Below are 13,789 nucleotides of genomic sequence, written 5' to 3'. Positions count from 1 at the left end.
CTGACGGGCGGCCAAGCCGCTGGGTGGCTGCCCGTCCTGCCGTAAGGTTGCTGCCGTGACGACGCGTGTGGCGGCCATCGACTGTGGGACGAACTCGATCCGGCTGCTGGTCGCCGACCTGCCGGACGCCTCGGCCGGGCCGCAGGCGCCGCTGGTCGACCTGACCCGGCGGATGGAGATCGTCCGGCTGGGGCAGGGCGTGGACCGCACCGGCCGACTGGCGCCGGAGGCGATCGAGCGGACCCGGGTGGCGTTGGCGTCGTACGCCGCCGACATCGAGAAGCTGGGCGTTCAGCGGGTGCGGATGTGTGCCACCTCGGCCTCCCGCGACGCCGCCAACGCCGCCGACTTCACCGAGATGGTGCGGGCCACCCTCGGTGTCGCGCCCGAGGTGGTCAGCGGCGACGAGGAGGCCCGGCTGTCGTTCACCGGCGCGGTGCGCGGGCTGCCCGCCGACGCGAAGGAGCCGTTCCTGGTCGTCGACATCGGCGGTGGTTCCACCGAGTTCGTGGTCGGTGACCGGGCCGCCGGGGTGCGGTCGGCGATCTCGGTGGACATCGGCTGTGTCCGGATGACCGAGCGGCACCTGCCCGGCGACCCGCCGGCGCCCGAGCAGGTCGCGGCGGCGCAGGCCGACATCGCGGCGGTGGTGGACCGGGCGCTCGCCGTGGTGCCCGGTCGCGAGGCGGCCACCCTGGTCGGCCTCGCCGGGTCGGTCACCACCGTGGTCGCGCTCGCTCAGGGCCTACGGGAGTACGACCCGGAGCGCATCCACCACGCCCGGGTGTCGTACGACGAGGTCGCCCGGGTGACCGCGGAGTTGCTGGGTCAGACCCGTGAGCAGCGGTTGGCGAACCCGGTGATGCACCCCGGCCGGGCCGACGTGATCGGCGCGGGTGCGCTGGTGCTTCGCGTGATCATGGAGCGGGCCGGGATGCCATCGGTGGTCGCCTCGGAGCACGACATCCTCGACGGCATCGCCTGGAGCCTCCAGCCAGCCACGGCGCGCTAGCCGGCTTGATCGACTCGCCGTCATTGACATCGGGGTGTCCGAGCAGCGGGGATGCCTCGACTTCCTGAAAATCGAGTCGATCAAAGCCCAGCCGCGTCCCGCCTGCCCGGCGCGTCGCGGCGGATTCGTTGACGCTACTTCGCATTACGCACTAGTGTGCAATGCGTGGACACCACACAGTTGCTGAAGGGCGTGCTTGATCTGGCCGTCCTGGCCGTGCTCCGAGAGGAGGACGGTTACGGATACGACATCCTGCGCCGGCTTCGCGAGGCCGGCTTGGAGGAGGTCGGTGACGCCTCGGTCTACGGGACGCTGCGCCGCCTCTTCGCCGCCGGCCTGCTCACCACCTACGTCGTGCCGAGCGAATCCGGGCCGCACCGCAAGTACTACTCACTCAACGCCGCGGGGCGTGACCAGCTGACCCGCTCCGGCAAACTCTGGCGCTCGTTCGCCACCACCATGGACAGTCTGCTCGACGATCGGGGGGTGGCGGCATGACCGTCGCGGAGCAGGAGATCACCGACTATGTGGCGCGGGTCCGGGCCGCTCTGGCCGACCTGCCGCCCGGGCAACGCGACGAGCTGACCGAGGATCTCGCCGACCACCTCACCGAGGTCGCCGCCGAGTCCGAGGGCACCCTGGTCGAGCGGTTGGGCGAGCCCGAGACGTACGCCGCCGAGCTGCGCGCCGCGGCCGGCGCCGCGCCGGGCGGTGGGCGCAACCTCGACCAGCGGGTGGCGAGCGCGATGGCCCGGGTCCGCGGCCGGCTGCGCACCATGGACACCCGTCTCGGCCCACCTCTGGGGTACGCGACGGCCAGCGACTTCCTCCAGTTGCTGCGCCCCGGCTGGTGGGTGCTCCGGGGCTACCTGGCGGCGATGCTGGTCACGGTGATCAGCACCGGCGGCAGCTTCGGGTTGCTGCCAAGGTTCGGCGGTGAGTTGCTCGCCGGCATCATCATGTTGGTCGGCTTCGTGCTCGCCTCCATCTGGATCGGCCGCCGCTCGGCTCAGTTGACCCGGTGGCCGCGCTCGGCGGTGCAGGTCGGCAGCGTGGTGCTGGTGGTCTTCGCGTTCGCCGCCCTGATCCAGGCCGAGGACCGGATGCGCTACGGCGACTACGGCTACGACCAGACCGCGGTCGACAGCCAGTACGACCGGGTCCGGGATGTCTTCGTCTACGACAGCGAGGGCCGACTGGTGGAGAACGCCCGGCTCTTCGACCAGAACGGCAATCCGATCCGGCTCGGCTACCCGGACTGCTCGGAAGGCGCCTATGTGAAGGAGGCGCTGCGGGCGTACCCGTACTGCCCGGAGCAGGCGCCCTTCGTGCCCCGCGCACCGGGCGCGCCCTTCCCGCCCGCGTCGCCGACCAGCACGCCGGACCCGACCAGCACGCCGGACCCGAGCATCACGCCGGACCCGAGCACCACGCCGGACCCGAGCGGCACACCCGGGCCGACCGGGACGCCGCTGCCGACCGGTCTGCCGCCGAGCGAGGCGCCAACCACCACGCCGACGCGCTGAACCGGGGTGTGAACTGGATCATGCAGGTGAAGCTGGGAAATAGCTGAACGGACGAGGCGAGCGGGACGACACCGGAAATCAATGATCGTTACGGTGTCGTCTGCTCATCAACCCCTCGGAAGGAACCCCCGTGCCAGAGCAGGTCGCACCGCCCCCCGCGCCCGACGCCGCAACCCCTGAGCCGGCCGTCGAGACGCCGCAAGCGGCCGAGCCGCAGCCTGCCGCGCAGCAGCCGGGCGTCGAGACGCCACCGGCGGGCGAGCCGCAGCCTGCCGCGCCGCAGTCGGCTGTCGAGACGCCACCGGCGGGCGAGCCGAAGGCGGAGAAGTCCGGTGCGAAGAAGGCCCTCGGCATCGTCGCCGCGATCCTCGCCGTCGTCGTCATCGCCGGCCTGAAGTTCGGTGTCGTCTCGGCGGTCGGCAACTACTTCAACAAGGACGAGACCGCGGACGCCAAGGCCGGTGACTGCATCGCCGAGTTGCCCGAGGTCACCGGCACCGAGCAGGAGGAGGTCGACGGCGCCAAGGTCGTCGAGTGCACCTCCACCGACGCGGCGTACAACGTGGTCGGTCGGGTGAACGGCCAGAGCGAGGCTCAGGCCAAGTCCGACACCACCTGCACCCAGTACTTCGAGGAGGGCGAGGAGGGGTACATCTTCTCCAGCATCGAGCCGGGCAAGACGGGCTATGTGCTCTGCCTGACCAAGAAGGTCTGACCACAGCGGTAATTCGGTATCGACGGCGGCGGGGGCGGACCCCGCCGCCGTCGGCGTACCCGGAGTCACCGGGGGGCGAACAGGAGGTGAATGCCACTGTTCCGGCGTCTTCCCGACGGCCCTGTGGCGTGGCAGGCTACCGGCACGTAGGACCACTGGGCGACCAGCCAACGATGACTGACCGCTAGGAGGACGGCCCATGGGCGAAATGGTGAGCTACCGCAGCAACGGGGGCACGAGCGAGGGGTATCTCGCGATACCCGCCAGCGGCACGGCCAGCCCCGCCGTCATCGTCATCCAGGAATGGTGGGGCCTGGTCCCGCACATCCGGTCGGTGGCGGACCGGTTCGCCGAGGCCGGGTTCGTCGCCCTCGCACCCGACTTCTACCACGGTGAGACGACCAGCGAACCGGACGAGGCGCAGCGGCTTCTGCTGGCGATGCGGATGGACGAGGCGGCGAAGGACATCGCCGGCGCGGCCGACTATCTCGCCGGGCGGCCCGAGGTCACCGGTAAGGTCGGTGCCGTGGGCTTCTGCGCCGGTGGCAGCCTGGCCCTCTGGTCCGCCACCATCTCCGAGCGGATCGTCGCCACCGCCGGTTTCTATCCCGTGCTGCCCTGGGAGTCGATGCGTCCCGACTGGGCCGACTACGCCGGGAAGGCAGCGGTCATCCACTGCTCCGAAGAGGACGGCACCTCGGCCGACGAGGGCGTACAGACCGCGCGCCGGGCCATCGAGGAGGCCGGCGGGGACTGCCACCTCTACGACTACCCGGGCACCTCGCACGCCTTCTTCAACGACGACCGGCCGGAGGCGTTCGACCAGCGCGCCGCCGCCAGCGCCTGGGCCCGCACCCTGGAACTCTTCCGGGCCAAGCTTGGCTGAGACGCGTACCCCCGCACAGGTGGTCGCCCGCGCAGCGCGGGCGACCGACCTGGCCGACCTCGACGCGGCGGTGAGCGACTGTTTCGCCTGCCCACGGCTGGTCCAATGGCGGGAGGAGGTGGCTCGCACCCGCCGGGCCGCCTTCCGCGACCAGGAGTACTGGGGTCGGCCGGTGCCGGGCCTCGGCACCGGTGACGCGCGGATCGCCATCCTCGGGCTGGCACCCGCCGCCCACGGTGGCAACCGCACCGGCCGGATCTTCACCGGCGACCGGTCGGGTGACGTGCTCTTCGCCGCGCTGCACCGGGCAGGGCTGGCCAACCAGCCGACCAGCGTCGCCGCCGACGACGGGCTCACCCTGCGGGACCTGCGCATCTTCTCGGCCGTCCGGTGCGCGCCCCCGGACAACAAGCCGACCCCGGCGGAGCGGGACACCTGCGCACCCTGGCTGCACCGCGAGGTCGCGTTGATCCGGCCCACGCTGCGGGTCGTGGTCGCGCTGGGCGCGTTCGCCTGGGCCGCGTGGTGGCCGGTGCTCCGTGCGGTGTACGGGCAGCGCCCGCCCAGCCCGCGACCGGCGTTCGGTCATGGGGCACACTGGTCCGGCACGAACGCTCCGGACTTGCTGGGCTGCTACCACGTCAGTCAGCAGAACACCTTCACCGGGCGGTTGACACCAGGGATGTTGGACGACGTCTTCGGCCAGGCTAAACAGCTGGCCGGAGTGGACTGAGACGACGCGTGGGGTGGTGGCGATGACAGACGGAACACGCCCGCCCACACCGGTACCGTCCGCCGAGCCGGGTGTGCTGCGCCCCGTGCTCGGCCTGCTCCGCCGGTGGTGGCCGGTCGGCGCGGTCGCCGCGCTGCTCGCCGGTGCCGCGCTGGCCTCCGCTCACTCGTCGATCGGAGCCAGTCGGATCCCGCCGGCGGCGGACAACGTTCCCTGGGTTCCCGAGTACCCGACCGTCGAACCGTCACCGTCCATCCCGATCGAGCCACGCGACGCCGGCGAGGCCACCCAGGCGCACATCCCGCAGTGGGTCGGCACGGTGGCGGTGGTCCTGCTCGGGCTGGCCATCCTCGCCGCGCTCGGCTACCTCAGCTGGATCCTGATCCGGGGCGCGCTGCGCCGCACCACCCGGGCACTACCGGCGCAGCGGGCCCGCCGCACCGCCGAGGGCACCGCCCGGGAGGTGGTCGCCGCCCTCGACGCCGGCCTGGTGGAGCTCGACGACCGGGACACCGACCCCCGGGTGGCGGTGATCGCCTGCTGGGTGCGCCTGGAGGAGACCGCCGCCGCGGCCGGGGTGCCGAGGCTCGCCGGGGACACCCCCACCGACCTGGTCAGCCGGCTGTTGCAGGGCGACCCGGCGACAGGCGTGCCGGCCATCGCCAGCACCGACGTGCTGGCCGAGTTCGCGCACGTCTACCGGGAGGCCCGGTACGCCACCCATCCGGTCGGCGAACACACCCGGGACCAGGCCCGCGCCGCGCTTGGCCGGCTGCGCGGAGAGCTCACCGCGGCGGTGACCCCATGAGCAGCACCAGCATCGACGATCTGCTCGCGTTCGAGGAGGAGGCGGCGCCGGCCGGTCCGCAGGCGCGCGACTCCCGGTGGCGTCCGGTGCTGCGCTCGCTCGCCTGGGCCGCCGCGCTGGTCGCGGTCCTGCTCGTCGGCCTCCGCGCGGTGGGCCTCCAGGTCGCACTGCCCGTACTGATCGCCGGGGTGCTCGCCGTGCTGGCGGTGCGCCGGGTCACCGCCCTGCTCGCGCCGCCGCCCCCGCCGCCCGGCGGTGGTCGGGTCGGCACGGGCGAAGAGGACGGCAGCTACAACTGGGCTGCCCGGGACGCGCTGCGTAGCGCGATCAACCGGTGGGAATGGCCCCTGGACTGGTCCTCGACCCGACCCGAACGATTCACCGGCACGGTCCTGCCCCGGATCGGTGAGCTGGCCGACGAGCGGATGCGGCTGAAACACGGCGTCACCCGTGAGTCGGATCCCGCCCGCGCTCGTGTCCTGCTCGGTGACCGCCTGTGGACCTTCCTGGAGACCCCGCCTCGCCGCACCCCGTCGCCGCGCGACCTCGCGGTGATCGTCGCCGAACTGGAGAGTATTTGATGAACGACGTGGACCGGAGCATTGCCCCCGCCGAGGTCGGGCACCTGGCTCGGGCGGTCCTGGACGCGGTCGGCACCGTGGTGGTGGGCAAGCGGGACGCGTTGGAACTGGTCCTCGCCGGCATCCTCGCGGGCGGGCACGTGCTCCTGGAGGACCTGCCGGGGCTCGGTAAGACGCTCACCGCCCGTTCCTTCGCCCAGGCCCTCGGGTTGGACTTCCGTCGGTTGCAGTTCACCCCCGACCTGCTCCCCGCCGACGTCACCGGCTCCTTCCTCTACGACCAGCGCAACGGCGACTTCACCTTCCGGGCCGGCCCGGTCTTCACCAACCTGCTCCTCGCCGACGAGATCAACCGGACGCCGCCGAAGACCCAGTCCGCGCTGCTGGAGGCGATGCAGGAGAAGCAGGTGTCGGTGGAGGGTGTGACCTACAAGCTGGACGAGCCGTTCCACGTGCTGGCCACCGCCAACCCCATCGAGTACGAGGGCACCTACCCGCTGCCCGAGGCGCAACTGGACCGGTTCCTGCTTCGGGTCTCGTTCGGTTACCCGCAGCACGAAGAGGAGTGGGAGGTGCTGCGCCGCCGGATGAGCCGTCGCCGGGAGGAGGCGGAGATCAAGGCGGTGGTCGACGCGGCGACGTTGCGGGCCATGCAGGCCGCCCTGGAGGACGTGGTGGTCGAGGACTCCATCGGCCGCTACATCGTGTCGCTCACCGCGGCCACCCGGGAGCACCCGTCGGTGCTGGTCGGCGCCTCACCTCGCGGTTCGCTCGCGCTGCTGCTGCTGGCCCGGGTCCGCGCGGTGTTCGGCGGGCGGGACTACGTGGTGCCGGAGGACGTCAAGTCGGTGGCGGCGCCCGCCCTGGCGCACCGGATCACCCTGCGTCCGGAGATGTGGTTGCGTCGGGTCGACCCGGCGTTCGTAGTGGGCGAGGTGCTGGAATCGACTCCCGCCCCGGCCAGTGGCGCGCTGCCCAGCTACGCCGCCGGCGGGCCCCGGCACTGATGACCGGACCGACCGTGCCCAGGGCCACCGAAGCGGAACCGGCCGCCGGTTGGGCACCCACCCCGGCGCTCGGCCGCGCGGTGCTGCTCGCCGGCCTGCTGCTGGTCGCCGGCGTGCTGCTGGGTCGGGTGGACCTGATCGTGCTGGCCGCCCCGTTCGCGCTGGGCACCGCGTACGCGCTGCGTCGACGGCCCACGGCCCTGCCTGAGGTGTGGATCGGCCAGGGTGACGGCGGGCCGCTGGTCGAGGGCGGTGACGTGACGGCGGCGGTGAGCGTCGGCAACCCGGACACGGTCGACTACGACCTGGTGGTGATGCGGTCCCGGGTGTCGCCGTGGCTGCGGATCGACCGGGCCGGCTTCGCCCGGGACGGAGCCGTCGACGAAGCCGCACCGAGCGCCACCCCGGCGAGCGGTGCGGCGGTTCCGGGCAACGGCGGGGGCCGTTCCGTCGCGGACCGACCGTTCGTGACCTCGGTGCCGATCGGTGCCGCGGTGGACCTGGAGTTGGCCGGCAAGGCTCTGCGCTGGGGCCGGCACCCGATCGGTCCCGCCGGTGCCCGGGTCGCCACGGCGGGCGGTCTGCTGGTCTCCCGGGCGGTGATCACCGAGCCGGTCCGGGTGCGGGTGTACCCGCGTACCGAGCCGTTCGAGGCGGTGGAGGCGATGCCCCGTGCCGCCGGCCTGGTCGGGGCGCACCACTCCCGCCGGCCCGGGGAGGGCGGCGAGTTGGCCGGCGTACGCGTCTTCGCCCCCGGGGACCGGCTGCGCCGGATCGACTGGCGGGTCTCGTTGCGGGCCCGGCAGCTGCACGTGGCCGCGACCCTCTCCGACCGGGACGCGGAGGTGGTGGTGCTGCTCGACGTGCTCGCCGAAGCGGGTCGCTCCGGTGGGGTGGGTGGCGCCGCCTCGGTGCTGGACACCACCGTCCGGGCCACCGCCGCGATCGCCGAGCACTACCTGCACCGTGGCGACCGGGTCTCGCTGCTGGAGTACGGGCCGGCGGCCCGTCGGCTCCGGCCGGCAGCCGGACGACGGCAGTACCTGACCGTCCTGGAGTGGCTGCTCGAGGTCCGGGTCCACGCGTCCGCGCACGAGCCGTACGACCAGGTCTTCGGCCCGCAGTTGCTCTCCTCGGACGCGCTGGTGGTGGTGCTCACCCCGCTGCTGGACGAGCGGTCGGCGCAGATGCTCGCCCGGTTGGCCCGCGGCGGGCGGTTCGTGGTGGCGGTCGACACGTTGCCGACCGACCTGGCGTCGCCGAAGGACCGGGGTTGGGCCGAGGTGGCGTACCGGCTGTGGCGGCTGGATCGGGAGATCATGATCGGGCAGCTCCGGGAGCACGGCGTACCGGTGGTGCGCTGGGCCGGCGCCGGCAGCCTGGACCAGGTGCTGCGGGACGTGGCCCGGTTGGCGACGGCCCCAAGGGTGGGTGGCCGGTGAGCCGGGGGCAGGCACAGATGAACAACGCCGTCGTGGAGCGGGTTCGGGCGGCCCAGAACGCCGTCGCCCGGATCAGCGTGGCCCCGCTGCTGGTCCGGACCGCGATCTTCGTCATCGTGCTTGCCGGGTTCGCCCTGGCTTTTCCCGCGGAGGTGCTTTCCGGCCGGCCGATCCTGTTCCTGGCGGTGGCCGCCCTGTTGCCGGCGATCGGGCCGCGCCGGATCTGGGCGACCTTCACGGCGTTGGTCACGGTCGGCGGCTGGCTGCTCGCCACCGACGGGTACGGCCGTCCGGTCGCCCTCTGGCGGCTGCTCGCCGTCGCGGCCCTGCTCTATCTGGCTCACACCCTCTGCGCGCTGGCCGCGCTGTTGCCCTACGACGCGGTGGTGGACCCCGAGTTGATCACCCGTTGGCTGCTGCGGTCGGCGGCCGTGCTGTTGGGTGCCGCCGTGCTCGGCGTGCTGTTGTTGCAGGCGGCCGGGACGGGTGGGGGCGCCGGGTACCAGTGGGTCACCGTGCTGGGGCTGCTGGTGGCGGTGGGGACGGCAGCGTTGCTGGGCTGGCTGCTGCGACGCCGGTGACCGGTGCGAACTGAGGGTTACGCAGGTCACATGGGTTGTGCTCCGTCACAGATGGGGGGCGCGAGCGGGATTACCTGAGCCGGCCGGGGAAAGATAGACAACGTGAATCCGAAGCGGATCCTTGTGGTTGGTGCCGGGCACGTCGGTCTGTACGCGGCCCTGCGCCTGTCGAAGAAGCTCAGCTCCCGTGAGGCTGAGGTCATGGTGGTGGACCCCCAACCCCACATGACCTATCAGCCGTTCCTGCCGGAGGCGGCGGCGGGCAACATCTCCCCGCGGCACTCCGTGGTGCCACTGCGGCGGGAGTTGCGCCGGTGCAAGATGGTGGCCGGCACGGTCACGCGGATCGAGCACGACCGCAAGGTGGCCACCGTGCAGCCGATCAGCGGCCCGGCCCGGGAGATCACCTACGACCACGTGATCGTGGCCCCGGGTTCGGTCTCCCGCACCCTGCCGATCCCCGGCCTGCACGAGCAGGGCATCGGGTTCAAGACCATCGGCGAGGCGATCTACCTGCGCAACCACGTGCTGGATCGGCTCGACGTGGCGGCGGCCACGCCGGATCCGGACGTCCGCCGTTCGGCGTTGACCTTCACCTTCGTCGGCGGTGGGTACGCCGGCATCGAGGCGCTCGCCGAGATGGAGGACATGGCTCGCGACGCGCTGCGCTACTACCCCGAGCTCAAGCAGGACGAGGTTCGTTGGGTGCTGGTCGAGGCCACCCAGCGGGTGCTGCCCGAGGTCGACCGGGACATGGGTGCCTACACCGTGCAGCAGCTGCTGAAGCGGAACATGGACATCCGGTTGGACACCCGGCTCGAGTCCTGCGTCGACGGGGTGGTGAAGCTCTCCGACGGTGACAGCTTCCGCTCCGACACGATCGTCTGGACGGCCGGTGTGAAGCCGTCGCCGATGCTGGACGCGACCGACTTCCCGCGCGACGACCGTCGGCGGATCACCTGCCTGCCCACGCTCCAGGTGGTCGACGGCGACCAGGTGCTCGAGGGTGCCTGGAGCGCCGGCGACTGCGCCGCCGTGCCGGACCTGACCAAGGAGCCGGGCAACTTCTGCTCGCCGAGCGCTCAGCACGCGGTGCGCCAGGCCGCCCGGATGGCCGACAACATCGCGGCCGTGATCCGGGGCCGCGAGCCGGTGAACTACAAGCACAAGCACGTCGGCAGCGTGGCGAGCCTCGGCCTGCACAAGGGCGTGGCCCAGGTGTACGGCATCAAGATGACCGGCTGGCCGGCGTGGGTGATGCACCGGACGTACCACATGAGCCGGATCCCGTCGTTCAACCGGAAGGTCCGCGTGGTGGTGGACTGGTCGTTGGCGTTCTTCCTCAAGCGTGAGGTGGTCGCCCTGGGCCAGCTGCACGACCCGCGCGAGGAGTTCGTCGAGGCATCCCAGCCGATCGGCGCGCCCCGCGTCTGACCGCCAACTGCACGAAAGGGCCCCTTCCTGCTGTTTCCGGTGGGAAGGGGCCCTTGTCGTATCCGGTGGCGGCCGGTTTGGTCAGACGCGCCAGGTCCAGGCGTCGGCTATTCGGGTGGGTGGGCCGTAGAGCTGCTCCAGGGTGGCGCGCAGGCTGTCGGCGTGGGGGGCGTCGTCGGTGAGCGCCACGCAGGAGGCGCCCCAGAAGTCCGCGTCGCGGGCGGCCTGGCGGCGCTGCTCATCGCCGATGGCCGGTTGGTCGCCGCGCCGGGCGACATCCGCCAGTAGTGCGGAGGTGGGCTGCTTGAAGGTGCCCATCGCCGCGGTGCCGCCCCTTCCGTACGGGCCGATGAAGAAGCCTTCCGGCAGCCCGAAACCGGCGTTGGCGGCGGTCGCCCAGCGCATCGGCCAGGGTTCCTTCGGGGTGGGCAGCGGCACCGGGACGAGCACCCCGCCCGGCGGTACGCACTGCCGCCAGTGGCCGCCGGTGATGAACTCCGGCACGGCCGGTCGTCCGGCGGTCGGCAGGGGCGTCGGGAAGATCGGCAGCAGCGCCATGCCGACGGCCAGTGGCACCATCCGCCGGGCCCGACCGGAGCTGCCCAGGGCCCGGTCGACCGCGAGCACCAGCAGCGTCGCGACGATCGGCAGCAACGCCAGCGCGAACCGCATCGGCAACGCCCCGTCCACCACCGGTAGCCCTCCGATCAGGGCGTACGGGCCGGGGATGGCCGTCCTGGTGCCGCCGAGCACCACCTCCGGGCCGAGTGAGAGCGCCGCCATCACCAGGCCCGCCGCGACACAGGTGAAGACCAGCCGGCGGCGCCCGGCCCAGATCGCGCAGAACGCGGCGACCAGCAGCAGTGGCCAGCCGAGGAACGTGTTGTACTCGGCGGGGCCGGTGGTCAGCCGTGCGGATTCGTCGCTGCCGGCCACCGACAGTGGGGAGAGCGTCCACCAACTGCTGAGGTCGGCGGAGAAGTAGGCCGGGGTGAACATCCCGTCGGCGACTCCCTGCGGCCCGGCGAACTGGAACCACAGCGGATAGCCGAGCACCAGCAGCGCGAGCCCGGCGGCGAGCGCCAACCCGGCGGCGAACCCGGGGAGCGCCCTGCGGGCCAGGTCCCGGTCCACCACGGCGTAGCTGATCGCCATCACCAGCAGCGTGATCGCGGCGAGGAAGAGCACCTCCTCGCCGATGAAGACCTGTGCGGTGACCGCGCCGGCCAGCCCCGCCGCGGAGGTGAACAGCCGCCGCCGATCCGGTCCGGTGGCTCGGGTACGGCCGGCCCCGTCGGGTGCGCCGGGCCCCGGGTCGGACGCCCGCAGCAGCCGGACCACCAGCCAGACGATCACCGGCACCAGCCACTGGGCGGTCATGTGCAGGTGGCTGTTGGTCTGCGAGACCATGCCGGGTCCGAATCCGCACAGCCCGCCGCCGAGTGCGGCGGCCAACCGGCGGGCGCGCAGCGTCCGGTGGAACAGCAGATACCAGGCGAGGGCGGTGCCGGCAAGGTTCGCGGCGGCGAGCAGCGCGAAGGTGACCGGCGCGCCCAGCAGCAGGGTGACCGGCGCGAACAGGACGCCGAGGGCGATCACCGTGGTGTTGGCCATCAGGTTGACGCCGTCGGGGGCGTTGAGCCGGTCGGTGAGCAGGTCGAAGTCGCCGAGCAGCGCGCGGGCGTCCACCGCCAGGAACCACTCGTAGAGGGTCTGGTCCTCCGGGTTGAGTGCCAGGATGCGGGAACCCGGGTCGGGCCAGAGGCCGTGGGTGAGCCAGCCGGCCAGCACCGCGAAGGTCAGAGCGGCCAGCAGATCCGCCCGGTGGCGGCGGACGGCGGCCGGCAGCCGGGTGACCCGTGGTCGGCGGTTGACCTGATCGGCGAGGCGGAATGCCTGTTCAGGGGCGGCGTCGGGGGCCGTGGGGGCTGCGCTGCTCACGGCATCGACCCTAATGTGGCCAGGCCGGCGGGGTACGCCGGGTCGCCGCAGACCGGCTACGGTGACACTGCACCAGGCGTGTCGGCGCGCCCGGTGCCACTCGCCCGGGTGGTGGAACGGCAGACACGGCCGCCTTAAAAGCGGCTGCCGAAAGGCGTGCGGGTTCGACCCCCGCCCCGGGCACCGGTCGGCCACACACATTCTTATTCGTGATCTCCAGGACTTGGCTGTGCCGTCTACTCTTGGAGGGCACGTTCACGTGCAAACGACCCCCTGAGGGAGGCCAGACAGTGAAGACCTCGAACCCGGTGCTCGCCCGGCTCGGCCAAGCGGCCGAGCGGGAGCGCTCCGCCGGGTACGCCCCGGCCGGGCCGTACGGACAGCCCGGCATTCCCCAGCAGTACCCGTCCCAGGCCGATTACCCGGCCGCGCCGCCGACCGTGGCGCCCATGACCGTCGACGACGTGGTCGTCAAGACGGTCGCTCTGCTCGGCATCCTCGGCATCACCGCCGCGGCCGCCTGGGTGCTCGTGCCCGACGCGCTGGTCGGTACCGCCTGGATCGGCGCGGCAGTGGTCGGCCTGGTCCTCGGCTTGATCATTTCGTTCTCCCGGATGGCCAACCCGGCGCTCGTGATCGCGTACGCGGTCGTCGAGGGTGTCTTCGTCGGCATGGTCAGCAAGGCGTTCGAGACGCGCTACGACGGCATCGTGCTCCAGGCCGCCGTGGCCAGCTTCGGCATCTTCTTCCTGATGGCGATGCTCTACAAGGCGAAGGTCATCCGGGCCACCCCGGCCTTCGTCAAGGGCATGATCGCGGTGATGGTCGGGCTCTTCGCGGTCATGATGATCAACCTGGTGCTGGCGCTGTTCGGCGTCAACACCGGTCTGCGCGACGGCAGCCCGTTGGCCATCGGCTTCAGCCTGGTCTGCATCGTGGTCGCCTCGCTGAGCTTCGTGCTCAGCTTCAAGGAGATCGAGGACGGCGTCCGGATGGGCCTGCCTCAGCGCTACTCCTGGGTGGCCGCGTTCGGCATCCTGGTCAGCCTGGTCTGGCTCTACATCGAGATCCTGCGCCTGCTGAGCTACTTCCAGGGCGACGACTGACCTCGTCCGCACTGTCG

General features: G+C 72.1%; 14 protein-coding genes and 1 tRNA gene. 14 read left to right on the top strand and 1 reads right to left on the bottom strand.

All coding sequences use genetic code 11. The features are described from left to right. The first annotated feature begins 67 nt into the window (after positions 1 to 67). The 12 genes from AC5L30_RS30205 to AC5L30_RS30150 all read left to right on the top strand — a co-directional run bounded on the left by AC5L30_RS30205 (position 68) and on the right by AC5L30_RS30150 (position 10,725). Positions 68 to 1,012 carry a Ppx/GppA phosphatase family protein gene (locus AC5L30_RS30205; protein ID WP_494871479.1) on the top strand — a complete coding sequence of 315 codons (945 nt, stop codon included), beginning with the start codon at positions 68 to 70 and terminating at the stop codon, positions 1,010 to 1,012. A 165-nt stretch (positions 1,013 to 1,177) separates the two neighbouring features. Then, a complete protein-coding gene (locus AC5L30_RS30200) occupies positions 1,178 to 1,510 on the top strand; it encodes a PadR family transcriptional regulator (RefSeq protein WP_238660956.1) in 333 nt (110 codons plus the stop codon). After that, on the top strand, positions 1,507 to 2,538 hold the full coding sequence (locus AC5L30_RS30195; RefSeq protein WP_494871437.1) for an HAAS signaling domain-containing protein: 1,032 nt from the start codon (positions 1,507 to 1,509) through the stop codon (positions 2,536 to 2,538). The genes AC5L30_RS30200 and AC5L30_RS30195 overlap by 4 nt, the downstream gene beginning before the upstream one ends. 130 nt (positions 2,539 to 2,668) lie before the next feature. Then, a complete protein-coding gene (locus tag AC5L30_RS30190; protein WP_494871435.1) occupies positions 2,669 to 3,253 on the top strand; it encodes an LppU/SCO3897 family protein in 585 nt (194 codons plus the stop codon). A gap of 199 nt (positions 3,254 to 3,452) precedes the next feature. Continuing rightward, entirely contained in the window at positions 3,453 to 4,139 is a 687-nt protein-coding gene (locus tag AC5L30_RS30185; protein WP_112671006.1) for a dienelactone hydrolase family protein, read from the top strand. 19 nt (positions 4,140 to 4,158) lie between these two features. Further along, positions 4,159 to 4,872 (top strand): uracil-DNA glycosylase, encoded by a 714-nt coding sequence (locus AC5L30_RS30180; RefSeq protein WP_494871433.1) that lies wholly within the window; start codon positions 4,159 to 4,161, stop codon positions 4,870 to 4,872. A 22-nt stretch (positions 4,873 to 4,894) separates the two neighbouring features. Continuing rightward, on the top strand, positions 4,895 to 5,680 hold the full coding sequence (locus AC5L30_RS30175) for a DUF4129 domain-containing protein (RefSeq protein WP_494871432.1): 786 nt from the start codon (positions 4,895 to 4,897) through the stop codon (positions 5,678 to 5,680). Beyond that, positions 5,677 to 6,261 (top strand): hypothetical protein, encoded by a 585-nt coding sequence (locus AC5L30_RS30170; protein ID WP_494871430.1) that lies wholly within the window; start codon positions 5,677 to 5,679, stop codon positions 6,259 to 6,261. The genes AC5L30_RS30175 and AC5L30_RS30170 overlap by 4 nt, the downstream gene beginning before the upstream one ends. After that, on the top strand, positions 6,261 to 7,268 hold the full coding sequence (locus AC5L30_RS30165; protein WP_494871428.1) for an AAA family ATPase: 1,008 nt from the start codon (positions 6,261 to 6,263) through the stop codon (positions 7,266 to 7,268). The genes AC5L30_RS30170 and AC5L30_RS30165 overlap by 1 nt, the downstream gene beginning before the upstream one ends. Then, complete coding sequence (locus AC5L30_RS30160) at positions 7,268 to 8,710, top strand: DUF58 domain-containing protein (RefSeq protein ID WP_494871426.1); 1,443 nt, start codon at positions 7,268 to 7,270, stop codon at positions 8,708 to 8,710. The genes AC5L30_RS30165 and AC5L30_RS30160 overlap by 1 nt, the downstream gene beginning before the upstream one ends. A 17-nt stretch (positions 8,711 to 8,727) precedes the next feature. Further along, complete coding sequence (locus tag AC5L30_RS30155; protein WP_494871478.1) at positions 8,728 to 9,291, top strand: hypothetical protein; 564 nt, start codon at positions 8,728 to 8,730, stop codon at positions 9,289 to 9,291. Between the two features lie 102 nt (positions 9,292 to 9,393). Beyond that, the gene (locus AC5L30_RS30150; RefSeq protein ID WP_494871425.1) at positions 9,394 to 10,725 is read left to right on the top strand and encodes an NAD(P)/FAD-dependent oxidoreductase; all 1,332 of its coding nucleotides are present in this window, start codon (positions 9,394 to 9,396) and stop codon (positions 10,723 to 10,725) included. Between the two features lie 81 nt (positions 10,726 to 10,806). Here the strand turns inward: AC5L30_RS30150 and AC5L30_RS30145 are convergent, their stop codons facing one another. Then, the gene (locus tag AC5L30_RS30145; RefSeq protein ID WP_494871423.1) at positions 10,807 to 12,666 is read right to left on the bottom strand and encodes a DUF6311 domain-containing protein; all 1,860 of its coding nucleotides are present in this window, start codon (positions 12,664 to 12,666) and stop codon (positions 10,807 to 10,809) included. A 102-nt stretch (positions 12,667 to 12,768) separates the two neighbouring features. On the opposite strand from AC5L30_RS30145, the gene AC5L30_RS30140 reads away from it, so the two are divergent. Continuing rightward, positions 12,769 to 12,849, top strand: a tRNA-Leu gene (locus AC5L30_RS30140). Positions 12,850 to 12,956: 107 nt separating this feature from the next. Then, entirely contained in the window at positions 12,957 to 13,772 is an 816-nt protein-coding gene (locus AC5L30_RS30135; RefSeq protein ID WP_494871422.1) for a Bax inhibitor-1/YccA family protein, read from the top strand. Positions 13,773 to 13,789: the final 17 nt, after the last annotated feature.

It is taken from the genome of Micromonospora sp. BQ32 (assembly GCF_059358895.1).
Note: the sequence above shows the minus strand (reverse complement) of the source record. Positions and strands in the feature narration are given on the sequence as shown.